General features: G+C 59.9%; 17 protein-coding genes. 6 read left to right on the forward strand and 11 right to left on the reverse strand.

Features of this window, described 5'->3' with window-relative positions; genetic code table 11:
• Positions 1–256: 256 nt before the first annotated feature.
• Together P406_RS07285 and P406_RS07290 are read right to left on the reverse strand one after the other, a co-directional pair.
• On the reverse strand, positions 257–751 hold the full coding sequence (locus P406_RS07285; protein ID WP_003410270.1) for a DUF934 domain-containing protein: 495 nt from the start codon (positions 749–751) through the stop codon (positions 257–259).
• A complete protein-coding gene (locus tag P406_RS07290) occupies positions 735–2,393 on the reverse strand; it encodes a nitrite/sulfite reductase (protein ID WP_003410272.1) in 1,659 nt (552 codons plus the stop codon). Before P406_RS07290 ends, P406_RS07285 begins: the two co-directional genes overlap by 17 nt.
• 553 nt (positions 2,394–2,946) lie before the next feature.
• Here P406_RS07290 and P406_RS07295 point away from each other — a divergent pair.
• Positions 2,947–4,047, forward strand: coding sequence for an ABC transporter substrate-binding protein (locus P406_RS07295; protein ID WP_046235816.1), 1,101 nt, complete (start codon positions 2,947–2,949; stop codon positions 4,045–4,047).
• A gap of 11 nt (positions 4,048–4,058) precedes the next feature.
• Here the strand turns inward: P406_RS07295 and metH are convergent, their stop codons facing one another.
• On the reverse strand, positions 4,059–7,778 hold the full coding sequence (metH, locus tag P406_RS07300; protein ID WP_046235817.1) for a methionine synthase: 3,720 nt from the start codon (positions 7,776–7,778) through the stop codon (positions 4,059–4,061).
• Between the two features lie 156 nt (positions 7,779–7,934).
• Here metH and P406_RS07305 point away from each other — a divergent pair, with 156 nt between their 5' ends.
• From P406_RS07305 to nfuA, 3 genes are all read left to right on the forward strand, one after another.
• Positions 7,935–10,247, forward strand: a complete 2,313-nt coding sequence (locus tag P406_RS07305) for a fatty acid cis/trans isomerase (RefSeq protein WP_044312870.1) — start codon at positions 7,935–7,937, stop codon at positions 10,245–10,247.
• 180 nt (positions 10,248–10,427) lie between these two features.
• Complete coding sequence (locus tag P406_RS07310) at positions 10,428–11,450, forward strand: acyltransferase family protein (protein ID WP_032661608.1); 1,023 nt, start codon at positions 10,428–10,430, stop codon at positions 11,448–11,450.
• Between the two features lie 70 nt (positions 11,451–11,520).
• Positions 11,521–12,114 (forward strand): Fe-S biogenesis protein NfuA, encoded by a 594-nt coding sequence (gene nfuA, locus P406_RS07315; protein WP_002553665.1) that lies wholly within the window; start codon positions 11,521–11,523, stop codon positions 12,112–12,114.
• An 82-nt stretch (positions 12,115–12,196) separates the two neighbouring features.
• Here the strand turns inward: nfuA and P406_RS07320 are convergent, their stop codons facing one another.
• The 4 genes from P406_RS07320 to P406_RS07335 are packed head-to-tail and all read right to left on the reverse strand — an operon-like array spanning position 12,197 to position 17,817.
• Positions 12,197–14,146, reverse strand: a complete 1,950-nt coding sequence (locus P406_RS07320) for an acetyl/propionyl/methylcrotonyl-CoA carboxylase subunit alpha (protein ID WP_046235818.1) — start codon at positions 14,144–14,146, stop codon at positions 12,197–12,199.
• Complete coding sequence (locus tag P406_RS07325) at positions 14,143–15,018, reverse strand: gamma-carboxygeranoyl-CoA hydratase (protein WP_046235850.1); 876 nt, start codon at positions 15,016–15,018, stop codon at positions 14,143–14,145. The genes P406_RS07320 and P406_RS07325 overlap by 4 nt, the downstream gene beginning before the upstream one ends.
• Before the next feature lie 14 nt (positions 15,019–15,032).
• Positions 15,033–16,640: a carboxyl transferase domain-containing protein gene (locus tag P406_RS07330; protein WP_046235819.1), complete on the reverse strand. Its 1,608-nt coding sequence runs from the start codon at positions 16,638–16,640 to the stop codon at positions 15,033–15,035.
• A 13-nt stretch (positions 16,641–16,653) separates the two neighbouring features.
• Positions 16,654–17,817, reverse strand: a complete 1,164-nt coding sequence (locus P406_RS07335; RefSeq protein ID WP_032661616.1) for an isovaleryl-CoA dehydrogenase — start codon at positions 17,815–17,817, stop codon at positions 16,654–16,656.
• A gap of 243 nt (positions 17,818–18,060) precedes the next feature.
• On the opposite strand from P406_RS07335, the gene P406_RS29345 reads away from it, so the two are divergent.
• Complete coding sequence (locus P406_RS29345) at positions 18,061–18,318, forward strand: hypothetical protein (protein WP_032661618.1); 258 nt, start codon at positions 18,061–18,063, stop codon at positions 18,316–18,318.
• A 281-nt stretch (positions 18,319–18,599) separates the two neighbouring features.
• On the opposite strand, the gene P406_RS07345 is transcribed toward P406_RS29345, so the two are convergent.
• The 3 genes from P406_RS07345 to P406_RS07355 all read right to left on the reverse strand — a co-directional run bounded on the left by P406_RS07345 (position 18,600) and on the right by P406_RS07355 (position 21,017).
• The gene (locus P406_RS07345) at positions 18,600–19,499 is read right to left on the reverse strand and encodes a hydroxymethylglutaryl-CoA lyase (RefSeq protein WP_032661620.1); all 900 of its coding nucleotides are present in this window, start codon (positions 19,497–19,499) and stop codon (positions 18,600–18,602) included.
• 30 nt (positions 19,500–19,529) lie between these two features.
• Positions 19,530–19,922, reverse strand: coding sequence for a MerR family transcriptional regulator (locus tag P406_RS07350; protein ID WP_003410292.1), 393 nt, complete (start codon positions 19,920–19,922; stop codon positions 19,530–19,532).
• A gap of 165 nt (positions 19,923–20,087) precedes the next feature.
• Positions 20,088–21,017 carry a LysR family transcriptional regulator gene (locus tag P406_RS07355; protein ID WP_003345430.1) on the reverse strand — a complete coding sequence of 310 codons (930 nt, stop codon included), beginning with the start codon at positions 21,015–21,017 and terminating at the stop codon, positions 20,088–20,090.
• 185 nt (positions 21,018–21,202) lie between these two features.
• Between P406_RS07355 and P406_RS07360 the strand changes: the two genes are divergently transcribed.
• Entirely contained in the window at positions 21,203–22,432 is a 1,230-nt protein-coding gene (locus P406_RS07360; RefSeq protein WP_046235820.1) for an acyl-CoA dehydrogenase, read from the forward strand.
• Between the two features lie 11 nt (positions 22,433–22,443).
• Here the strand turns inward: P406_RS07360 and P406_RS07365 are convergent, their stop codons facing one another.
• Entirely contained in the window at positions 22,444–23,787 is a 1,344-nt protein-coding gene (locus P406_RS07365; RefSeq protein WP_046235821.1) for a substrate-binding domain-containing protein, read from the reverse strand.
• Positions 23,788–23,824: the final 37 nt, after the last annotated feature.

The following is a 23,824-nucleotide window of genomic DNA, read 5'->3' on the forward strand; positions in this document are numbered from 1 at the left end:
GGCCGGAAACGGAGCCAGGATTTTGGTTACTTTGATCCTTCAAAGTCACTCGCCGAGGGGCGAAAAGGTGACTTGAGCCGGACCTCAATCCACCTGACATCCCAGAGCCGCCGTGTGACGCAGAGCGTCACGAACTGCATTCCCACGCGGAGCATGGGAACGATAGTCATCAGTTCCAGAGCCGCGCCTGTAGCATGGGAACGATAGTCATCAGTTCCCAAGCTGTGCCTTTTAGCCAAATCCAAAGGCGCCTGAATCAGCGGCGCCTGAACAGCGGCAGCGGCTCGTCGGTCGCGGCCTGATAGGTGACTGAGAAGTCCTTCAGACCTTCCAGCGCCTCGTACGGATCCTTGTCGGCACGCACCGCAAACGCATCGAAGCCACAGCGGCGCATGTAGAACAACTGATCGCGCAACACGTCGCCAATGGCACGCAGCTCACCCTTGTAACCATAACGATCACGCAACAGGCGCGCATTCGAGAAGCTGCGACCATCTGTGAAGGCCGGAAAATTCAAAGCGATGACCTGAAACTGGTCGACATCCTCGCCGATTTCCTCGGCCTCTTCATCACTGTCCAGCCACACACCCAGACCACCGTCACGTGCCTTCAGCGAATGCGCGTGTTCGCGCCACAGCGCCAGCGGCACGATCAGGTCGTCGCAGTTCGACAGGCTGTCAAAGGTCGTGTCCTTGGGCAGCAGATGCCAGGTTTCATCGATGACTTCGTTGTTCTTAATGATTCGCTGCATAGACGCGCTCCTTGAAAGGGTCAATGCCAATACGTTGGTAGGTGTCGATGAAACGCTCGTCTTCAGTCCGTTTTTCAACGTAGACGTCGATCAGCTTCTCGATCACGTCCGGCATCGCCTCCTGCGCAAAGGAGGGGCCGAGAATCTTGCCCAGGCTCGCGTCACGGCTGGCGCTGCCGCCAAGCGAGACCTGATAGAACTCTTCACCTTTCTTGTCCACGCCCAGCACGCCGATATGGCCGACATGGTGGTGCCCGCAGGCGTTCATGCAACCGGAAATATTCAGGTCCAGCTCGCCGATATCGAACAGGTAGTCCAGATCGTCGAAACGGCGCTGGATGGATTCGGCGATCGGGATCGACTTGGCATTGGCCAGCGAGCAGAAATCACCGCCCGGGCAGCAGATGATGTCGGTCAGAAGGCCAATGTTCGGTGTGGCGAAACCATTGTCGCGCAGCTCGTTCCACAGGGTGAACAGCTCACTCTGCTCGACATCGGCAAGGATGATGTTCTGCTCGTGAGAAGTGCGCAGTTGACCGAAGCTGTAGCGATCGGCCAGGTCGGCAATGGCGTCCAGTTGTTTGTCGGTCACATCGCCCGGCGCGACGCCGGTTGGTTTGAGCGACAGGGTCACGGCAATGTAGCCAGGCTTCTTGTGCGCCAGCACATTGCGTTGACGCCAGCGAGCGAAGCCGGGATGTTGAGCATCCAGCGCTGCCAGTTCGGCATGCTGATCGCTGAGTGCCTTGTATTGCGGGTCGACGAAGTGCCGGGACACGCGCTGCACTTCGGCTTCGGTCAGGGTGGTCTGACCGCCACGCAGGTGAGCCATTTCAGCGTCGACCTTGGCGGCGAACACTTCGGGGGTCAGCGCCTTGACCAGAATCTTGATTCGCGCCTTGTACTTGTTGTCCCGACGGCCATAGCGGTTGTAGACCCGCAGAATGGCGTCGAGGTAGCTCAGCAGGTCCTGCCACGGCAGGAACTCATTGATGAAGGCACCGACGACCGGTGTGCGGCCAAGGCCGCCACCCACCAGAACGCGGAAGCCCAGCTCTCCCGCTTCGTTGCGCAATGGCTCGAGGCCGATGTCATGCACTTCGATGGCTGCGCGGTCACTGGTCGAACCATTGATCGCAATCTTGAACTTGCGCGGCAGGTAAGCGAATTCAGGGTGGAAGGTGGTCCACTGACGGACGATCTCGCACCATGGGCGCGGGTCTACCAGCTCGTCTGCGGCCACACCGGCAAACTGGTCGGTGGTGACGTTGCGCAGGCAGTTGCCGCTGGTCTGGATAGCGTGCATCTGCACAGTGGCCAGTTCAGCGAGAATATCGGGAACATCTTCAAGTGCAGGCCAGTTGAACTGTACGTTCTGGCGGGTACTGATGTGCGCGTAGCCTTTATCGTAGTCGCGCGCAATTTTCGCCATCATGCGCGCCTGGCGCGAGGTCAGCTGGCCGTAGGGGACGGCGACGCGCAACATTGGCGCGAAGCGCTGAACATAAAGACCGTTTTGCAGGCGCAACGGTCGAAACTCTTCTTCGCTCAGTTCCCCGGCCAGGTAGCGTCGGGTCTGATCCCGGAACTGCTTGACGCGGTCCTCGATGATCTTCTGATCGTAATCGTCGTATACGTACATATAGGTCCTGTTCTCAGGCTTCGTCATGAAGCAGGGCAGTGGCGTCAGTCTGGAAAAAGCCCGCTGCTCGTTGTTTCCTGCTTCATCTGGTCAATTCTGCGCGCACGGCCGCGCACTCCCCGGGGAGCGAAGGCGACGATAGCAGTTTGCAGTTATCGATAAAAGTGATGTTTATATATATGCAAATCACTAAAAGCGATAAGCAAAACGGCGCCAGTTCATATCCCTGCTTGCCGTGTGGGCAAGACTCGACTTAACTGAGCGTTGAACGATACCGAACAGGTGTCGGGATACTCCCATTCATGTGCAATCACCCACAAGACCGACAAGAGGCGATGCGATGAGCAAGCACCCGAAAGTAGCCAAACCAGGCAGATCCGTGGATACCTGGGCCATTTTATTCATTGTCATTCTGGCGGTAGGCGCCGCGATGTTCTGGGCCAGCAGCCGGTGAGGGGCTGATAAAGAATCTGCCGGAGTCTCCAGAACCTTGCTGTTGCAGCCGATAACTCGCTTTTGGCGATAAATCCCTGCTGCTTCAAGGTTCGTTGATATGAAGGCGTTATATGTTGGCTGGCTGATGCTGTGCAGTTATCTGTGGGTGGGGACGACACATGCCGCCTCGGTGGTATTTTTGAGTCCCGGCGCAGAAGCCGATGGCTATTGGCAGAGTTACTCCCGCGTCATGCAGACGGCCGCCGACACCACTGGCATGTCGCTGAAAATACTCTACACCGAGCGCGACACCCGCAAGTTGCTCGATCTGGCTCGAGCGACACTGCAAGGGGACGAGCGCCCGGATTACCTGTTGTTTTCCAATGAACTGAATATCGCCCCTGAAGTCCTGCGCATGTCCGTGGGCAGCGGGGTGAAGCTGTTTGCCGTCAACAATACGCTGGCCGCGGACCAGATTCGGATTCTCGGTGACCTGCCCTCACGCTATCCGGACTTCATCGGCAGCCTGGTGGGTAACGATGAAGAGGGCGGCTATCTGACGGCAAAGCGGCTTATCCGTCTCGCGGCGCCTGGCGCAGACGGTCAGGTCATCGACATGCTGGCGTTTTCCGGGACTAACACCACGCCCGTTTCCCTGCTGCGTGAAAAAGGCATGCTGCGTGCCCTGTCGGAGCATCCAGAGGTGCATCTGCGGCAGATTGCGCTGGGTGGCTGGCGCCGTGATCGTGCGCTCGAGCAGGCTCGCGTGCTGTTCAAGCGCTACCCGCAGACACGCCTGGTATGGGCTGCCAACGAGCAAATGGCGTTCGGTGCGATGGATGCATTGCGCGAGAGCGGCGGCAAGCCAGGGCAGGACGTGCTGTTCAGTGCTATCAACGGCACGTCACTTTCGCTGCGGGCTCAGCTCAATGGCAGTCTGAGCGTGGTGGCTTCAGGGCACTTCACCCTGGGCGGATGGGCCATCATTCTCTTGCACCGCTATGACACTGCCCAACGGCAGGCCCGGCAACAGATCGGCGCACGCATCATTGATGTGGTTCACATCGTCGAGCCGCAGGACGCGCAACGTTTTCTCGATGCAGCAAAGGACGAACATTACCGGCTCGATATCCAGGCATTCAATGTGGAGGCTTCTGGCGAAGCGTCGCCATTTTCGCTGAAAGGCATGTTGCCGCCTGATCCCCCAGGCGGCAGATAACCGGTCAGGCGTTACTCGTCGTAGCCCAGGTTAGGAGCCAGCCAGCGTTCGGTGACGCTGAGGTCCTGACCCTTGCGAGCGGTGTAGCTCTCGACCTGATCCTTGTCGACCTTGCCCACCGCGAAGTACTGCGCCTGAGGATGGGCGAAATACCAGCCGCTGACCGCTGCAGCCGGGAACATCGCGTAGTGCTCGGTCAGGAACACGCCGCTCTTGCCTGCGGTGTGTTCGGCGCTGCCTTCCGGCAGCGGATCGAGCAGGGCGAACAGGGTGCCTTTTTCCGTATGGTCGGGGCACGCCGGGTAGCCGGGTGCCGGGCGGATGCCCATGTATTGCTCCTTGATCAGCGCCTCGTTGTCCAGCGCTTCGTCCTGCGCATAACCCCAGTATTCCTTGCGCACCTGTTGGTGCAGCCATTCGGCGCAGGCTTCGGCGAGACGGTCGGCAAGCGCCTTGACCATGATCGAGTTGTAGTCGTCGCCGTTGTCCTGGTAAGCCTTGGCGACTTCCTCGGCGCCGATGCCGGCAGTGGTGATGAAGCCGCCGATGTAGTCGGTCAGGCCACTGTCCTTGGGTGCAACGAAGTCGGCCAGCGAGAAGTTCGGCTTGCCGTCGGGCTTGATGGTCTGCTGGCGCAGGTGATGCAGCCTGGCCAACGGCTTGCCGTCGTCGCCGTAGACTTCCAGATCATCGTCATTGACCTGATTGGCCGGCCAGAAGCCGAAGACCGCACGGGCGCTGATCAACTTCTCGTCGATCAGCTTGCGCAGCATCTGCGTGGCGTCGGCGTACAGCGCAGTGGCCGCCTCGCCGACCACTTCGTCGGTGAGGATGCGCGGGTACTTGCCAGCCAGGTCCCAGGAAATGAAGAACGGCGTCCAGTCGATGTACTCGGCCAGCACGTTCAGGTCGATATCCTGCAGGACCCGGGTGCCGGTGAACGTCGGTCGGGCAGGGGTATAGTTTTCCCAGTCGAACTGCGGCTTTTTAGCCACGGCAGCACCGTAGCTCAGGCGTTCGGTGCGCGCGCTGCGTGCCGAGGTGCGTTCACGTACTTCAACGTATTCGAGTCGGGTTTTTTCAATGAAGGCTGGTTTCAGCTCTTTCGACAGCAGCTGGGTCGCGACACCGACTGCTCGGGAAGCATCGGTAACGTAGATCACTGCGTCATTGCTGTATTTGGGCTCGATCTTCACCGCCGTGTGCGCTTTGGACGTGGTTGCGCCGCCGATCATCAGCGGCAGGTGGAAGTCCTGGCGCTGCATTTCCCGGGCAACATGCACCATTTCGTCCAGGGACGGCGTGATCAGGCCGGACAGGCCGATGATGTCGCATTTCTCGTCGCGGGCCACTTGCAGGATCTTCTCGGCGGGCACCATCACGCCCAGATCGACGATGTCGTAGCCGTTACAGCCCAGTACCACGCCGACGATGTTCTTGCCGATGTCATGCACGTCGCCCTTGACCGTCGCCATCAGGATCTTGCCCTTGGCTTCGGGCTTGTCGCCCTTTTCCAGCTCGATGAACGGGATCAGGTGCGCCACCGCCTGCTTCATCACGCGCGCGGATTTGACCACTTGAGGCAGGAACATCTTGCCTGCGCCAAACAGGTCGCCGACCACGTTCATGCCCGCCATCAGCGGGCCCTCGATCACTTCGATAGGCCGCGCGAACCCAAGACGCGACTCTTCGGTGTCCTGCACGATATGAGTGGTAATGCCCTTGACCAGTGCGTGTTCCAGACGCTGATTGACCGGCCAGCTGCGCCATTCTTCGGTTTCGGCTTCCTTGACGCTGCCATCACCCTTGAACTTGTCGGCAATCGCCAGCAACGCATCGGTGCCCTCCGGGTTGCGGTTGAGCACCACGTCTTCGACACAGTCACGCAGTTCAGCGGGGATCTGGTCGTAGATCTCGAGCTGCCCGGCGTTGACGATGCCCATGCTCAGGCCATTGCGGATCGCATGCAGCAGGAACACCGAGTGGATCGCTTCACGCACCGGGTTGTTGCCGCGGAACGAGAACGACACGTTGGACACACCACCCGAGGTCAGCGCATACGGCAGCTCGTCTCGGATGTAGGCGCAGGCGTTGATGAAGTCCACGGCGTAGTTGTTGTGCTCTTCGATGCCGGTGGCGATGGCGAAGATGTTCGGGTCGAAGATGATGTCTTCCGGCGGGAAGCCCACTTCGTTGACCAGAATGTCGTAGGAGCGCTTGCAGATTTCCTTCTTGCGCGCCTCGGTATCGGCCTGACCCTGTTCGTCGAAGGCCATGACTACCACGGCCGCGCCGTATCGTTTGCACAGCCGCGCGTGATGAATGAACTGCTCGACGCCTTCCTTCATGCTGATGGAGTTGACGATGCCCTTGCCCTGGATGCACTTGAGGCCGGCCTCGATCACTTCCCACTTCGAAGAGTCGATCATGATCGGTACGCGGGAGATGTCCGGCTCGCCTGCGATCAGGTTGAGGAAGGTCACCATGGCCTTCTTCGAGTCGAGCATCCCTTCGTCCATGTTGATATCGATCACCTGGGCGCCGGCTTCGACCTGCTGCAGGGCAACTTCCAGGGCTTCGGTGTAATTGTCTTCACGGATCAGGCGGGCAAAGCGGGCGGAGCCGGTGATGTTGGTACGCTCGCCGACGTTGACGAACAGCGACTGGCGATCGATGGTGAATGGTTCTAGGCCTGACAGGCGGCAGGCCTTGGGGATGTCCGGAATTTCCCGCGGCGCGTAACCCGAAACCGCCTCGGCAATCGCCTTGATGTGCGCCGGGGTGGTACCGCAGCAGCCGCCGACGATGTTCAGGAAGCCGCTCTGGGCGAATTCTTCGATGATCTTTGCCGTCTGGCTCGGCAGTTCGTCGTATTCGCCAAATGCATTCGGCAAGCCAGCGTTGGGGTGCGCGGACACATGGGTGTTGGCTTTATTGGCCAGCTCTTGCAGGTAAGGGCGCAGCTCGCTGGCGCCCAGTGCGCAGTTCAGGCCGACCGAGATCGGTTTGGCATGGCTGATCGAGTTCCAGAACGCTTCGGTGGTCTGGCCGGACAGGGTGCGCCCCGAGGCATCGGTGATGGTCCCGGAGATCATGATCGGCAACTCGAAGCCCACTTCTTCGAATACACCCTGCACGGCAAAGATCGCCGCCTTGGCATTGAGTGTGTCGAAAATGGTCTCGATGAGGATCAGGTCGGCACCGCCTTCGATCAGCCCCTTGGTCGCTTCGGTGTAGTTCTCGACCAGTTCGTCGAAGGTCACATTACGATAGCCGGGGTTGTTGACGTCCGGCGACAGCGAGCAGGTGCGGCTTGTAGGGCCCAGCACGCCGGCCACGAAGCGCGGCTTGTCCGGGGTTTCCAGTGTCTTGGCGTCTGCGACTTTGCGTGCCAGGCGTGCGCCTTCGACGTTCAGCTCGTAGACGATCGATTCCATGCCGTAATCGGCCTGGGACACCTGGGTGGCGTTGAATGTGTTGGTTTCAAGGATGTCGGCGCCGGCATCCAGATAAGCCTTCTCAATGGCGCCGATCACATCAGGGCGGGTCAGGATCAACAGGTCGTTGTTGCCTTTGACATCGCTTGGCCAGTCGGCGAAACGTTTGCCGCGATAATCCTGTTCTTCGAGCCTGTAGCTCTGGATCATGGTGCCCATGCCGCCATCAAGGATCAGGATCCTCTGTTTCAGAGCAGTGAGAAAGGCTTGATGGCGGGCGCTGCGGTCAGACATGGGGCTACCTTGAGAAGGTCGATTCTTTAAAGAACGGGATGATAGCAAACCGGAACGGTTTTGGTGGTGTTGCGCCTTTTGCATGAAAATCATTCATGTTGGAGCGGGTGATGCCCTTGTAGAATCGTGCCATTTTAATATCAGAGCCCATGGCATATGCAGCACCGTTTGTTGGCAAGCGTCGCCTTGCTTTTTATCTGCTGTGCTGTCCAGGCCCAGACTCCTGCACCCCCCGTCACACCGGCATCCCCGGCGATTTCCTATGTAAAGGACATCCAGCCGATCCTCACCGAGAAGTGCGTTGCCTGCCACGCCTGCAATGACGCTCCGTGCCAGCTGAACCTGGGCAGCGGGGAAGGCGTCAGCCGTGGTGCCAGCAAGGTCTCGGTCTATCAGGGCGAACGCAGCGAGGCGGTTGCGCCGACGCGCCTGTTTTATGATGCGCGTGACACCGACGCGTGGCGCGGCAAGGGTTTCTACTCAGTATTGGAAGCTCAGGGCAGCCAGGCGGCATTGATGACGCGCATGCTTGACCTGGGGCGCAGCGCACCCTTGCCAGCCAACAGCAAGATTCCGGATGACATCGCGCTGGGCATCAATCGCGAAAACGTCTGCCCGCTGCCCGGCGAATTCACTGCTTATGCGGCTGCCCACGCGCAGCAGGGCATGCCGCTGGCGGTCGCCGGCCTGACCGATGCCGAATACCAGACCCTGCGGCGCTGGCTGGCCGCCGGTGCGCCGGTCGAGCAGCAGGCCATTACCCCGAGTGTCACCGAGGCGGCGCAGATCAATGCCTGGGAGGCGCAGCTCAACGAACCTGGGGCGAATCAGGCGCTGGTCGGTCGCTGGCTGTTCGAACACCTGTTCCTGGCGCACATCTATTTCGAAGGCGGTGAGGCGGGGCACTTCTTCCAGTGGGTGCGCTCGCGAACTCCAAGCGGTAAACCTGTGGACCTGATCGCGACCCGTCGTCCCGACGACGATCCGGGCAGCGACTTCTATTACCGGCTGATCCCCGTGCAAGGAGTGATCGTTCACAAGACCCACATTACCTACGCCATGAGCCCGCAGAAGCTGGCGCGGGTCAGGCAGCTGTTCTACGGGGCCGACTGGAAAGTCAGCGCATTGCCGGGCTACGGCCCTGGCCATCGTGCCAATCCGTTTCTGACCTTCGAAGCCATCCCGGCAGCGGCGCGTTATCAATTCATGCTCGACAACGCCGAATATTTCGTCCGCACGTTCATTCGCGGGCCGGTCTGTCGCGGGCAGATCGCCACAGACGTGATTCGCGATCAGTTCTGGGTGCTGTTTCAGGACCCGTCCCATGATCGTTACATCACCGATGCGACGTATCGCGGGGAGGCCACGCCATTGCTGGCCATGCCGGGGCAGAACGATGACGTGGGCAGCGTGCTGAGCCTGTGGCTGTCCTACCGCGACCGACGCAATGAGTATGAAGACCTGCGCCGCGACAGTTACGCGAAAATGCCTGCGCCGGGCTGGAGCACGCTGTGGGCAGGCAATGACAATGCCTTGCTGACCGTTTTCCGCCATTTCGACAGTGCGTCGGTCAATAAAGGCCTGATTGGTGACGTGCCGCACTCCATGTGGCTGTTCGATTACCCGTTGCTGGAGCGTACCTATTACCAGCTGGCGGTGAACTTCGACGTCTATGGCAATGTTGCACATCAGGCCCAGACGCGACTGTATTTCGACTTGATCCGCAATGGCGCCGAGATCAACTTCCTGCGCCTGATGCCTGCCGACCTGCGTGAAGACATGCTCAGTGATCTTTATCAGGAGGGCGGCAAAATCAAGATGTGGCTGGATTACCAGAAGATCGACGACGATACGCCGACGGGCATCAAGCTCGATGAAAAGGCCGCGCAGCGTGACTTTGCGTCCAGGCTGATTGAGCGCTTCGGCACATTGAATGCTGCACCTGACCCGATCAACCGCTGCACCGGGGCGTATTGCTCGCGGCCTGGCCTCGACAGCAGCTTCGCTCAGGCAGAACAGGCGCTGAGCCGATTGACGTCGCGTCCTGCGGCGGGTCTGAAGGTCATCGATCAGTTGCCGGAAGCGAGCATGCTGCGGATTGAGGGCAGCAATGGCAAGCGCGTGATCTACAGCATGCTGCGCAACCGCGCGCACAGTAATGTCGCGTTTCTGCTGGGCGAGTCGTACCGCTATATTCCGGGCCTGGACACATTGACTGTCTACCCGGGCGTGCTCAGCAGTTACCCGAATTTCATTTTCAACATTCCAGTCGCACAGGTGCCGGCCTTTGTCGATGCCATGCAGCAGAGCAAGGATCAGGCGAGTTTCGAACAGATCGTCCGGCATTGGGGCATCCGCCGTACTCATCCGCTGTTCTGGAGCTACTTCCACGATCTGAATCGCTACGTTCAGGAAACTGAACCGCGCGAAGCCGGTGTGCTGGACATGAATCGCTACGAGAACCTCTGAAAAACGGGGGCTTCACGCCGCAGGCCCTTGTGTAACATGGCCTGCGGCCATCTTTACTTCCTGAACGAAATGTATCTTGCGCGATCTTTTTTTCAAAAAGGTGGTCCGAAATGGTGCGCGTCATAGGCCGGTTTATTCAGCGGCCCATGATTGAAAGTCAGGAAGTAGAGGTTTTTCGTGATGTTGATTTCAGTTCAGGCCCTACGGGCGTTCGCAGCGTGGGTCGTGGTGTGTCATCACTTCATGCAGATTTTTTTCGATTTCAAGGCCAGCGGCCCGGTAGGGCAGTTCTTTGTGTCAAAGGGCGCGGTCGGCGTCGATATCTTCTTCGTCATCAGCGGTCTGGTGATCTTTTTGTCTACGCAGAACAGCGACATGCCGGCACGGCGCTTCATTCTGCATCGCCTGATTCGCATCGTTCCGGCCTATTGGCTATACACCGCCGCCATGGCGTTGTTGCTGCTGATGGCAGCGCCGATGCTCCCGCACCAAGTCATCGGCTGGCAGAATTTTCTCTTGTCACTGGTGTTCATTCCTTCCGAAAACCCCGGTGGTTACGGTCTCTACCCGACGCTCAACGTTGGCTGGACGCTGAACTACGAGATGTTCTTCTACCTGCTGTTTTCGATGGTATTCCTCTTCAAGCAGCGCCACCGGCCGTTGATCATTGCCGCAGCGCTGTTTGCGGTCAGTGAGGTTCTGGCTCGCGCCGGGCTGATCAGCCGCTTCTACGGCAACGACATCATTTACGAATTCCTGCTGGGGATCGGTATCGGCATCCTCTATCGCAGGGGCTTGATCAAACAGGCGCTATGGCTGCCGCTGGCAGGCATTGCGGTGGGGCTGTATGCAATTAATAACCTGACCAACGAGCAGCGCCTGCTCAACTGGGGCCTGCCGAGTGCCTTGATCGTGTTGTCGTGCATCTCGCTGGAACCGTATTTCCAAGGCAATCGCCTGCTCAAGGTGCTGGGTGACTGCTCGTATTCGGTGTACCTGCTGCACGTTCTGGTGCTGTACGGTGGCTTGCTGATGGCGCAGCGCTTTGGTCTCAATCCCTATGTGGTCTTCGCCTTCTGCGTGCCGATCATCGCCATCGGTGCCTGGGTCAGTTATGAGTGGGTCGAGAAGGGCCTCTACCGCCGGATGAAAGCCTGGCTGGATGCGCGCAGGGCGGTCAGTCAGGCGCAAGCATTAACCTGACAAAAATACTGGGACTTTGTGTGAAGCGGCCGATTGGCGTAAACTGCACGCACGTCTGCGAGGAATTTTCATGACCGCTATCACTATTACCGATGCCGCCCACGATTATCTGGCCGATCTGCTGGAAAAGCAGAATACCCCGGGCATAGGCATCCGCGTATTTATCACCCAGCCCGGCACTCAGTACGCCGAAACCTGCATTGCCTACTGCAAGCCGGGTGAAGAGAAACCGGAAGACAAAGCCATCGGCCTGAAGAGCTTCACGGCCTGGATCGACGGCTTCAGCGAGGCCTTTCTGGACGATGCAGTGGTCGACTACGCCACCGACCGGATGGGCGGCCAGCTGACCATCAAGGCACCGAACGCCAAAGTGCCGATGGTTAATGCCGACAGCCCGATCAACGAGCGCATCAATTACTACCTGCAAACCGAGATCAATCCTGGCCTCGCCAGCCATGGCGGTCAGGTCACGCTGATCGATGTGGTCGAGGAAGAGGCGAAGAACATCGCCGTCCTGCAGTTCGGTGGCGGTTGCCAGGGCTGTGGTCAGGCAGATGTCACGCTGAAGGAAGGTATCGAGCGCACGCTGCTTGAGCGTATTCCCGAGTTGTCGGGCGTTCGCGATGTTACCGACCATACGCAGAAAGAAAACGCCTACTACTAAGCGTCTCTTCGCTGCACAGAAATTGCTGCACGAAAACGCCCTGACTGTTCAGGGCGTTTTCATGTGCGGCGGTTGACGAGCGTCAGTCCAGCTCCACCAGTATCGCGCCTTCGTTGACCATCTCGCCCTCGTGGCAGTAAAGCGCGGTAATCACCCCGGCGCTGGCGGCGCGGATGCTGTGTTCCATCTTCATGGCTTCCAGCACCACCAGTTGCGCGCCAGGCTCGACCGCCTGACCCACTTCAACCAGTACCCGTACGATGCTGCCGTTCATCGGTGCTGTCAGGCCTCCATGCTGACCTTCACCGACGTCTACCTGGGCGATGGCGTCCAGGCGCGTGACGGTATACATCTCGCCTTGCCATTCGAGATACAGCGTGTTGCCGCGTCGTATCGCCAGGTGTCGTTGGCGCACACCGTTGTGCTCGACCTGTAGATGCTCACCACTCAGAGTGAATAACGACGGGCTGCTGTGGCGCAGGCAGATGTTTCGGGTCTGACCGCTGCAGCTCAGTCGCAAATCCGTCTGCGCGGGCAGCCCGGCGCGAAAGCCGCTGCTGACTGCCCAAGGCGAATATGGATCGGCTTGATCGATGCGTGCCGGTTCGCTCTGGCTGAAGGCCTCGGCGGCGGCCTGCCAGAATGTCTCGTCCGGCTCGTCGGTTTGCGGCAGCAGTTGCGTCTGATGGCGGGGAATGAAGCCGGTATCAAGCTGCGCCGCGGCGAACGCTGGATGCGCGATGATTCGACGCAGGAAGGCCAAGTTGGTCCTGACTCCGCCCACGGCAAATTCATCGAGCATTGCCAGCAGACGCAGACGGGCCTGCTCGCGGTCTTCGCCCCAGGCAATCAGCTTGCCGAGCATCGGGTCGTAGAAGGGCGAGATGCTGTCGCCTTCGGCAACGCCGCTGTCCACCCGCCTGCCGGGGCCGGGCGCAGGCTCTCTGTAGAGCTCCAGGGTGCCGGTGGCCGGGAGAAAGTCGTTGGCCGGGTCTTCGGCGTACAGACGGACTTCGATGGCATGGCCGGTCAGGGGAACCTGCTCCTGGGTGATGGGCAGCGATTCGCCTCTGGCGACACGGATCTGCCATTCCACCAGGTCCAGCCCGGTGATGTACTCGGTGACCGGGTGTTCTACCTGCAGACGGGTATTCATTTCCATGAAGAAAAACTCGCCGCGTGCGTCCAGCAGGAACTCCACCGTACCCGCGCCCACGTAGCCGATGGCCTGTGCGGCTTTCACCGCGGCTTCGCCCATGGCTTTACGCAATGAAGCCGTCAGGCCGGGCGCCGGTGCTTCCTCGACGACCTTCTGGTGTCGGCGCTGGATTGAGCAGTCGCGCTCATTGAGGTACAGGCAGTGGCCATGCCGGTCGGCAAACACCTGGATTTCGACGTGGCGCGGGGCGAGCACGTATTTCTCCACCAGCATCCTCGCGTCGCCGAACGAGGACAGCGCCTCGCGTTGCGCCGAAGCCAGTGCTTCGGCCAGTTCGCCCGTGTGCTCGACCACTTTCATGCCTTTGCCGCCGCCGCCAGCGGTGGCTTTCAACAGCACTGGGTAGCCGATACGCTCGGCTGCGGCGCGGAACGTCTCGATGTCCTGTGCTTCACCGTGGTAGCCAGGCACCAAGGGCACGCCTGCCTGCTCCATCAAGGCCTTGGCGGCGGATTTGCTGCCCATGGCATCGATGGCCGAAGCGGGTGGACCGAGGAAAATCAGCCCGGCGTTTTCGATGGCACGCGCAAAATCGGCATTTTCAGACAGAAATCCGTAGCCGGGATGGATCGCGTGCGCGCCGCTCGCCCTGGCGGCTTCGATAAGCCTGTCGATCGCCAGATAACTGTCTGCGGCCTTGCTGCCGCCAAGGTCCACGCAGAGATCGGCCTCGCGGCTATGGCGTGCGTCACGGTCGATGGCGCTGTGCACGGCGACCGTGGTAAGACCCATGTTTTTCGCCGTACGCATGATGCGGCAGGCAATCTCGCCGCGGTTGGCAATCAACAGCTTGGTCAGCTCGGGCGTGCTCATGATTGCGAGTCCTTCTGCGGTTCGTGCCGGGCTGTCGAGGCTGTTGTAACGGGATCGCCAAGCGGCTGATCCTTGACGGGCTGCCAGCCGGGCGTGCGTTTCTGCAGAAAGGCGCGCAGGCCTTCCTGCCCTTCGGCACTGGTACGGATGCGCGCGATGGCGCTTTCGCAGTAGCGGCGTAGCGAAGGGGTCAGCTCGCCGTTGCCGACCTCGCGCAACAGTTCCTTGCTGACGCGCATGGCTTGCGGGCTGTTGAGCAGCAGGTTGTCGACCAAGTGCTGCGTTTGGTCTTGCAGCTCTGCAGCGGGGTAGCACTCGGCGACCAGACCGATCTGCTGCGCCCGCTGGCCATCGAAGCGCTCGGCCGTCAGGGTGTAGCGTCGCGTGGCGCGTTCGCCGATGGCCTTTACCACGAATGGGCTGATGACCGCTGGCGCCAGGCCGATGCGCACTTCTGACAGGCAGAACTGCGCTTCCGCCGCTGCAATGGCCATGTCACAGCAACTGATCAGGCCCAGCGCACCGCCGAATGCTGCGCCCTGGACCACGGCGAGCGTCGGGATTTTCAGCCTGGCGAGGCCGTACATCAGCTCCGCCAGTTCGCGGGCGTCGTCCAGACTGGTGTTGTAATCTAGGTCTGCTGCCTGCTGCATCCACGCCAGGTCGGCACCGGCACTGAAATGCCGGCCACGGCCACGCAGCAGCAGAAAGCGCAGGCTGGCATCGCCTTGTACCTGGTCCAGCGCGATAATCAGCTCGCGGATCATCTGCGCGTTGAAGGCGTTGTTCTTGTCCGGTCGATTCAGCCACAGCGTGGCAAAGCCACGTGGGTCGTTGATCAGCTCTATGGTTGCGAATGAGGTCGAAGTCATGATCATTTCCCGGCTCACATTCGGAACAGGCCGAAGGTGGTAGGTTCGATGGGCGCGTTGAGCGAGGCGGAGAGGGCAAGCGCGAGAATGTCGCGGGTTTGTGCCGGGTCGATGACCCCGTCGTCCCACAGGCGTGCGCTGGAGTAGTAAGGATGGCCCTGATGCTCGTACTGATCGAGAATCGGCTGTTTCAGTTCGGCCTGCTGTTCGGCGCTGAACGCCTGACCAGCACGTTCGGCCTGTTCGCACTTGACCTGCACCAGCACGCCGGCTGCCTGTTCGCCGCCCATCACGCCAATCCGCGCGTTGGGCCACATCCATAGAAAGCGCGGATCGTAAGCGCGGCCACACATGCCGTAATTCCCCGCGCCAAAACTACCGCCGATAATCACCGTGAATTTTGGCACCCTGGCGCAGGCCACGGCGGTCACCAGCTTGGCACCATGCTTGGCGATGCCGCCCGCTTCATACTTCTGGCCGACCATGAAGCCGGTGATGTTCTGCAGGAACAGCAAGGGGATGCCTCTCTGGCAGGCCAGCTCGATGAAGTGCGCGCCTTTCTGTGCCGCTTCTGCGAACAAGATGCCATTGTTGGCGAGGATCGCGATCGGGTAGCCATGCAGACGCGCGAAGCCACAGACCAGCGTGGTGCCGAACAGGGCCTTGAATTCGTCGAGTACCGAGCCATCCACCAGTCGCGCGATGATTTCCCTCACGTCGAATGGCTGTTTCGTGTCGGCGGGGATGATGCCGTACAGGTCATCGCCGGGGTACAGCGGTGCAATGGGCGCGACGGTGTTCAGTTGACCCTGCTTGCGCCAGTTCAGATTGGCGATGCTGCGGCGCGCCAGTGCAAGCGCGTGATCGTCATTGTCTGCGTAGTGATCGGCCACGCCGGACGTGCGACAGTGCACATCGGCACCGCCCAGTTCTTCGGCGCTGACCACTTCGCCGGTTGCTGCCTTGACCAGCGGCGGGCCGGCCAGAAAGATCGTGGCCTGCTGGCGCACCATGATCGCCTCGTCGGCCATGGCAGGTACGTATGCGCCACCTGCGGTACAGGAGCCCATGACCACCGCGATCTGGGCAATTCCTTGCGCGCTCATGTTGGCCTGGTTGAAGAAGATCCGCCCGAAATGTTCGCGGTCCGGAAATACTTCATCCTGACGCGGCAGGTTGGCGCCGCCGGAATCCACCAGATAAATGCACGGCAGGCGGTTCTGCTGGGCGATCGTCTGCGCGCGCAAATGCTTCTTTACGGTCAGCGGGTAATAGGAGCCGCCTTTGACCGTGGCATCGTTGGCGATGATCATGCATTCGACGCCCTCGACCCGGCCGATTCCGGCGATCACGCCAGCGGCAGGTACCTCTTCGCCGTATACCTCATGCGCAGCCAGTTGGCCGATTTCCAGAAACGGTGAACCGGTGTCCAGCAAACGGTTGATACGCTCGCGCGGCAGCAACTTGCCGCGTGAGGTGTGGCGCTCCTGGGCTTTGCGGCCGCCACCTTGCTGGACGTTGCTCAACAGCGTGCGCAGTGCTTCGACCTGCTTGAGCAGGGCGTCGCGATTGAGGGTGAATTCAGGCGAGCGGGTGTTGATTCGGGTTTGCAGGATGGTCATGGTGGCTCCCCAATCAACGGGTTTCGTTGAACAGTTCGCGACCGATGAGCATGCGCCGAATTTCACTGGTGCCTGCGCCGATCTCGTAGAGTTTGGCATCGCGCAATAGTCGGCCCGCCGGGAACTCGTTGATGTAGCCATTGCCGCCCAGAATTTGGATGGTCTCCAGCGCCATCTGCGTGGCGCGCTCGGCGCTGTACAGGATTACCCCCGCAGCATCCTTGCGAGTGGTCTCGCCGCGGTCACAGGCCTGGGCGACCGCGTACAGGTAGGCCCGGCTGGCATTGAGCTGGGTGTACATGTCTGCGACCTTGCCCTGAATCAGCTGAAACTCGCCGATACTCTGGCCGAACTGCTTGCGGTCGTGAATGTAGGGCACCACCACGTCCATGCACGCCTGCATGATCCCGGTCGGTCCGCCAGAGAGCACCACGCGCTCGTAATCGAGGCCGCTCATCAGCACTCTGACCCCGCCATCAAGCACGCCCAGCAGGTTCTCCTCGGGCACCTCGACATCATCGAAAAACAGTTCGCAGGTGTTGGAGCCGCGCATGCCCAGCTTGTCGAACTTGCTGCCGCGCGAGAAGCCTTTCCAGTCGCGTTCGACGATAAACGCACTGATTCCGTGGGCTGCCTTTTCCAGATCGGTCTTGGCGTAGATCACGTAGGTGTCGGCATCCGGCCCGTTGGTGATCCAGGTCTTGCTGCCGTTGAGCACATAGTGATCACCGCGCTTGTCGGCGCGCAGTTTCATCGACACCACGTCCGAGCCTGCATTGGGTTCGCTCATGGCCAGCGCGCCAACGTGTTCGCCGCTGATCAGCTTGGGCAGGTAACGGGCCTTTTGTGCCGGGCTGCCATTGCGGTTGATCTGGTTAACGCAGAGGTTGGAATGCGCACCATAGGACAGCGCCACCGATGCCGATCCACGGCTTATTTCTTCCATGGCTACGACGTGCGCCAGATAACCCAGGCCCGCGCCACCGTATTCTTCGCTGACAGTAATCCCCAGTACGCCCATTTCACCGAACTTGCGCCACATGTCGGCGGGGAACAGGTTGTCCTTGTCGATTTGCGCTGCGCGCGGGGCAAGCTCTGCGGCGACGAAGGACTGCAACTGATCGCGCAGCATGTCAATGGTTTCGCCCAGGGCGAAGTTCAGGCTGGGGTAACTCATGGGGCATTCCTTTTTTGTTCTTGAGTGGCGCTTTGTTCATGGACGGCGCGTCTTTCTGGAAGCGGCTATAGCACCTATCTGCTATGACCTTTACGTTAACGTAAACCTGTAGGGTTTTGCTGTCAACGCCGATGCCTATGCGAACGACGGCTGATCAAGCTGTATTTTTCAGTGCAGAGGAAAGAGGGCGGAACGCCGGAACGCCGGAAAGCACGAAGGGGAGCCTGGGCTCCCCTTCAAGGTATGTTGCTACGCTCTTTTTTGTTGTTCGGGAGGCCTGTTGTTGTTTTTGGCGACCTGACCCTTCACATCTTTTTTGAGCGATCCACATGCGGGATCAAGAGCAAACGTATTTTTTTGAGCGCTGATGACACTTTCATCGTAGTGATCCAACCAGTTAGGCAGCTGCCTCAGGGCAGTTTTGTTGTTCTCTGTCTGGCTGCGAACAACTTGCGAAGCAAGCGATTCAGAAAAGCTATCCACTTCAAAAAAATCTGTTAGCTACGCCTCTGTCCGTGTTGTTCTTGTTATGTCAGAGCCGGTACGTGTTGTTTTTATTGGGTTGCTGCGTGTTTTTATTTTTGTTGTACAAGGGATATAGCAGGACCCGTGCCAGGTTTTCAAACCCCCTGTAATACGGGGGATGAGCTTGTTTTTTCGGCATCGGGCCGTTTTATTCAGCGGCCGAGTGTTTCCGTGTTACCCGTTTGTCTCTGCTCGACGCGGGGCACAGTAACACTCTGTGGCAAGTTGTCGCACCCTGTTACCTACAGGTGACAGTGCTACGCAGACAGTCTGGCCTTGGCCACGCGAGAGCCATTGCTGCGTTGCAGCACGTCGCAGATGCGCTGGCCCGCCGCGATGACCTGGTCCAGATCGACCCCGGTTTCGATACCCAGCCCCTGCAACATGTACAGCACGTCTTCAGTGGCAACATTGCCGCTGGCCCCCTTGGCGTAAGGGCAGCCACCGAGGCCGGCCACGGAGCTGTCGAACACCTGGATGCCTTCCTCCAGGCTTGCATAAATGTTTACCAACGCCTGGCCGTAGGTGTCGTGGAAGTGGCCGGCCAGCTTGCCGCGCGGTATATGTGCAGCCACGGCATTGAGCAGCGCCCGTGTGGCGCCCGGCGTTCCGGTTCCGATGGTGTCGCCCAAGGAAATTTCATAGCAGCCCATCGCGTGCAGTTGGTTGGCGACCGTGGCGACCTGTTCGGGCGAAACGGTGCCCTCGTAAGGGCAGCCCAACACGCACGACACATACCCTCGAACCCTCACGCCATGCATGCGTGCTGCTTCCATGACAGGCGCGAAGCGTTCCAGGCTTTCGCTGATCGAGCAGTTGAGGTTGCGTTGCGAGAACCCTTCGGTCGCCGCTGCGAACACCGCGACTTCTCTGACCCCGGCAGCCAATGCGTCTTCGAAGCCGCGCAGATTCGGCGCCAGAGCCGAATAGATAACGCCTTCACGGCGCTGGATCCGTTCGAACACCTGCGCGGAGCCCGCCATCTGCGGCACCCATTTGGCCGAGACAAAGCTGCCGACTTCGATGTGGCTCAGCCCGGCTGCCGTCAGGTCATCCACCAGGCGCACCTTGGCGTCGACACTGATGGGTTGTGCTTCATTCTGCAGGCCGTCACGCGGGCCGACTTCGACGAGATTCACCTTTTGCGGGAGGGACATGGCGGCGCCTTTGTGGTGAGTGCGAATGGGTCAGAGTGGGGCAGCAGCGGTCTTATCGAGTGCGGCTCGGCAGCGCTCTTCGGCGGTGTCCAGCTCCAGCTGCATCTGGCGTATGTCCAGCAACTGCTGTTCCAATTGATCACGGCGTTCGGCGATCTTGCCCAGCATGGTCTGCAACTGCTTCTGATTGCCGCCGGCAGGGTCATACAACGAGATCAGTTCCTTGCACTCTGCCAGGGAAAAACCGATGCGTTTGCCTCGCAGGATCAGTTTCAGGGTGACCTTGTCACGCGCCGTATAGATACGTTCCAGGCCCTTGCGTTCAGGGCTGAGCATGCCTTGCTCTTCGTAAAAGCGTATGGCGCGGGTGGTGATGTCCAGCTCGCGGGCGAGTTCGGAAATGCTGTAGGTGTGACTGCTCATGGCGTGGCTCGGCGAGGGTTGCAGCCGCAAAGCTAAGGGCTGCTTTACGTTTACGTCAAGCAGCAGTGGCGATGCCAGAGCTTGAGCGGTCGCCAACCTTTGCTTCGAAACAACATTAAGTTAATAACTTAACTTATTAATAATCAATAAGTTGAGTTAAATATTTCATGCATTTTCGAGGTTTTGTTCCTGCGCCACAACCCGCTGTGAAAGTTCGATGATCTGTTCACGCATCCAGCGGTTGGCCGGGTCCTGGTCGGTGCTTTCATGCCAGTACAGATGGGTCTCGACCGACGGAACGTCGCTGACTGGCAGGTAGACATAGTGCAAGTCATTACGACGGGCGAAGCGTTCGGGCACGGTCATGACCATGTCGGTTTGCTGCAGCACCTGGGTTGCCATCATGTAGTGTTGCGAGCGCAAAGCGATCCTGCGCTGGATGCCCATCTTGCCGAGCGCCAGATCCACATGGCCCAACCCGCTGCGGCGGCTTGAGATATGGATATGTGACTGGCTCAGGTAATCGTCTAGGGTCAGCGCGGCCTTGTTCGCCAATGGATGCCCCTTGCGCATGCCACACACATAGCGGTCCTCCATCAGCTTCACGTGGCGCACCTGCGGGTCAGTGTTGAGCGGTGCGTCCACAGCGAAGTCGAGGCGTCCTGCGGCCAATTCCTTGGTAGTTTCCCGGCGCTTGGACAGAAAGCTTTCGATGGTCACTGCAGGTGCCAGACGCCGCAGTCGCTGGAACAGCGCCGGCAGAATCACTGCCTCGGTCAGGTCGGTCATGCTGATGCGGTAATTCTTGTTGGCCTGCAGCGGGTTGAAGATGCGACTTTCCTGCACCGATACCCTGAGCAACGAAAGCGCGTTGCGCACCGGGCCGATGATGTTTTGCGCCATCGGTGTCGGCACCATGCCCTGTGCCGTGCGCACGAACAGCGGGTCGTTGAAGGTCTCGCGCAGCCGCGCCAGTGCGTTGGAGACCGCAGGCTGGGTAATGCCGACAATCTGTCCGGCGCGGGTCAGGTTGGCTTCGGTGTAGATGGCGTCGAAGACAATGAAAAGGTTGAGATCGACCTTGTTCAGGTTCATTGATGGGGCGCCTCGTGCCGTTATTGTGATTGATTGTTTAGAGGGTGGTGATGCCGCAAGGGTGGGCGGATCATATATCGGTTATGAATGTTTATACACGCTGGGAATAGATTAGATAAATGTGCAGCGTTTCTCTAGCATCGTGTTCATGACTTCGACAACCTGATCGACACGGTGGCGACCCCATGGATTTTGCGTATTCCCCGAAGGTGCAGGCCCTGCGTGAACGCGTCACAGCGTTCATGGATGCCTACGTTTATCCGGCCGAACCGGTTTTCGAGCGGCAAGTGGCTGAAGGGGATCGCTGGCAGCCCACGGCAATCGTGGAAGAGCTCAAGGCCCGGGCCAAGTCGGAAGGATTGTGGAATCTGTTCCTGCCCGACTCCGGACTGGGCGCCGGCCTGAGCAATCTGGAATACGCGCCGCTGGCGGAAATCATGGGCCGCTCACTGCTCGGTCCGGAGCCCTTCAATTGCTCGGCGCCGGACACCGGCAACATGGAGGTACTGGTCCGCTATGCCAGCGAGGAACAGAAAGCCCGCTGGCTCGAACCGCTGCTGCGCGGTGAGATTCGCTCTGCCTTTGCCATGACCGAGCCCGACGTGGCCTCGTCGGACGCCACCAATATGGCTGCGCGCGCTGAGCGTGACGGTGACCAGTGGGTCATCAACGGTCGCAAGTGGTGGACCTCCGGTGCCTGCGACCCGCGCTGCAAAATCCTGATATTCATGGGCCTGAGCAATCCTGAGGGGCCGCGCCATCAGCAGCACTCGATGATTCTGGTGCCGGTTGATACGCCCGGCGTGAAGATCGTGCGGCCACTGCCGGTGTTCGGCTATGACGATGCGCCCCATGGTCATGCCGAAGTGCTGTTCGAAAACGTCAGGGTCCCGTTCGAGAACGTGCTGCTCGGTGAGGGGCGGGGGTTTGAAATCGCACAGGGAAGGCTCGGGCCGGGACGCATTCACCACTGCATGCGCTCGATCGGCATGGCGGAGCGGGCGCTGGAGCTGATGTGCAGGCGTTCCATTGACCGCGTCGCGTTCGGCAAGCCGTTGGCCAGGCTGGGCGGCAATATCGACCTGATCGCCGACTCGCGCATGGAAATCGACATGGCACGCCTGCTGACCCTGAAAGCGGCCTACATGATGGATACCGTCGGCAACAAGGTCGCCAGGAGCGAAATCGCGCAGATCAAGGTGGTGGCGCCCAATGTGGCGCTGAAGGTCATCGATCGGGCGATCCAGATGCACGGCGCCGCCGGGATTTCCAGTGATTTCCCGCTGGCCTACATGTACGCGATGCAGCGTACGTTGCGTCTGGCTGACGGCCCGGATGAAGTGCATCGCGCTGCCGTCGGCAAGTATGAGTTGGGCAAATATATGCCGGCAGATCCGACGCGCAGCCAACTCTAGCTTTCAGCGAATTACTGCACCCAGACTTCAACTCGACGGTTCTTGATCCGGCCGTCGTCGATATCATTGGTGGCCACCGGCATTTCGTCACCCAGGCCGACGATGTCGCGGAACGTCACGCCGCTTTTTAGCAGTTCCCGGCGCACCGCCATGGCACGCAGCCTGGAGAGCAGGGCGGCACGCTCCGGGTCGCTCTTGGCGTCGCCGAAGCCGACCAGCGTCACATGCCGGTCCAGTTTGTTGCTGGACTTCAGGTAATCCGCAACCCGCTTGAGGTCCTGCTGCGCCTTGTTGTCGAGGCGCGCGCTGCCCTGAGCAAAGCGGAAGTTGACTGACAGGCGTTCGGCCTTGCGTGCCAGCGCCTGGTAATCGGCGGGCATCTGCGCGGTAGGCTGCACCTTGAGCACCTGCACGGTCTGCGCGACAAAACCGCTTTGCGCGACGATGGCTTGGCCCTCGGCACTCTGCGCAAACCGGACCAACGCCTGCGCCCAGCGCTGATGGGCCGAGGTGGGCACATAAAAGTACAGTCGTCGCGACAGCGGATAGTCTTCGGTGGCAATCAGGCTGACGGTCGGCAGCATGGGCCTGGAATCACCGTCGGCGATGGCTACCGCCTTGGCGCGGCGTATGGAAGGCAGGCCAGTGAAGCCGATGCCATTGATGTCCTTGCTGACTTCGTCGGAGAGCTGTTCGCTGGATTCGAATCGCGCAGCGCTGCCCAGCAGGCTCTTGCCGTATTTGGTCAGTACCAGGTCCTTGAACGTCTCGTAGGTGCCGGACTTTTCATCGCGAACATAGAGATGGATGGCGCCTGGATTGCCACCGACCTCACTCCAGTTTCTGACTTCGCCACTGAAAATGCGTGCCAGTTGAAGGGTATCCAGTTGTCTCAGCGGATTGCCGGGATGCAGGATCACTGCGACGCCGTCGATGGCAATTGTTTGCTCGCTGGCTGCGCCTTTCAGATCACCCAGGCTGGCGAGGTCTTTGGCTTCCTGATCCTTGATCGGTCGAGAGGAGGCCGCGATGTCTGCGTTACCTGCTTTCAGCGCGGTAAAACCGGTGCCTGAACCATGTGCAGCGATTTCGACACTGACAGGTTGTCCGGCGGCCGTGGTCCCCACGACGCGCTGTTCATTAAGAGTGTTGCCGGGAAGGGTCTGTACCGACTGCAGACCTTGCTGGCGCATCAATCCTTCGACCAGCGCAGGCCCCAGTTGTGCATTGATGGTGTTGGAGCCTTGAATGCGCAAGGCCGGTGTATCGCCAGCAGGCAACGGCAGTGCGGCTTGCGCGAAAGCGGGCAGGGTGGCGCTCGACAGGATGAGCGCCGTAAGCAAAGCGCGCAGCATCGGCGTCACCATGAATCACGGGAGGGTGCCGGGAGAA

The organism is Pseudomonas syringae pv. coryli str. NCPPB 4273 (genome assembly GCF_000972175.1).
GTDB lineage: Bacteria > Pseudomonadota > Gammaproteobacteria > Pseudomonadales > Pseudomonadaceae > Aquipseudomonas > Aquipseudomonas syringae.

Coding starts and splice junctions, on each gene's coding strand:
- P406_RS07285 (WP_003410270.1), bottom strand. CDS start 751: ATGCAGCGAATCATTAAGAACAACGAAGTCATCGATGAAACCTGGCAT.
- P406_RS07290 (WP_003410272.1), bottom strand. CDS start 2,393: ATGTACGTATACGACGATTACGATCAGAAGATCATCGAGGACCGCGTC.
- P406_RS07295 (WP_046235816.1), top strand. CDS start 2,947: ATGAAGGCGTTATATGTTGGCTGGCTGATGCTGTGCAGTTATCTGTGG.
- metH (WP_046235817.1), bottom strand. CDS start 7,778: ATGTCTGACCGCAGCGCCCGCCATCAAGCCTTTCTCACTGCTCTGAAA.
- P406_RS07305 (WP_044312870.1), top strand. CDS start 7,935: ATGCAGCACCGTTTGTTGGCAAGCGTCGCCTTGCTTTTTATCTGCTGT.
- P406_RS07310 (WP_032661608.1), top strand. CDS start 10,428: ATGTTGATTTCAGTTCAGGCCCTACGGGCGTTCGCAGCGTGGGTCGTG.
- nfuA (WP_002553665.1), top strand. CDS start 11,521: ATGACCGCTATCACTATTACCGATGCCGCCCACGATTATCTGGCCGAT.
- P406_RS07320 (WP_046235818.1), bottom strand. CDS start 14,146: ATGAGCACGCCCGAGCTGACCAAGCTGTTGATTGCCAACCGCGGCGAG.
- P406_RS07325 (WP_046235850.1), bottom strand. CDS start 15,018: ATGACTTCGACCTCATTCGCAACCATAGAGCTGATCAACGACCCACGT.
- P406_RS07330 (WP_046235819.1), bottom strand. CDS start 16,640: ATGACCATCCTGCAAACCCGAATCAACACCCGCTCGCCTGAATTCACC.
- P406_RS07335 (WP_032661616.1), bottom strand. CDS start 17,817: ATGAGTTACCCCAGCCTGAACTTCGCCCTGGGCGAAACCATTGACATG.
- P406_RS29345 (WP_032661618.1), top strand. CDS start 18,061: ATGTTGCTACGCTCTTTTTTGTTGTTCGGGAGGCCTGTTGTTGTTTTT.
- P406_RS07345 (WP_032661620.1), bottom strand. CDS start 19,499: ATGTCCCTCCCGCAAAAGGTGAATCTCGTCGAAGTCGGCCCGCGTGAC.
- P406_RS07350 (WP_003410292.1), bottom strand. CDS start 19,922: ATGAGCAGTCACACCTACAGCATTTCCGAACTCGCCCGCGAGCTGGAC.
- P406_RS07355 (WP_003345430.1), bottom strand. CDS start 21,017: ATGAACCTGAACAAGGTCGATCTCAACCTTTTCATTGTCTTCGACGCC.
- P406_RS07360 (WP_046235820.1), top strand. CDS start 21,203: ATGGATTTTGCGTATTCCCCGAAGGTGCAGGCCCTGCGTGAACGCGTC.
- P406_RS07365 (WP_046235821.1), bottom strand. CDS start 23,787: ATGCTGCGCGCTTTGCTTACGGCGCTCATCCTGTCGAGCGCCACCCTG.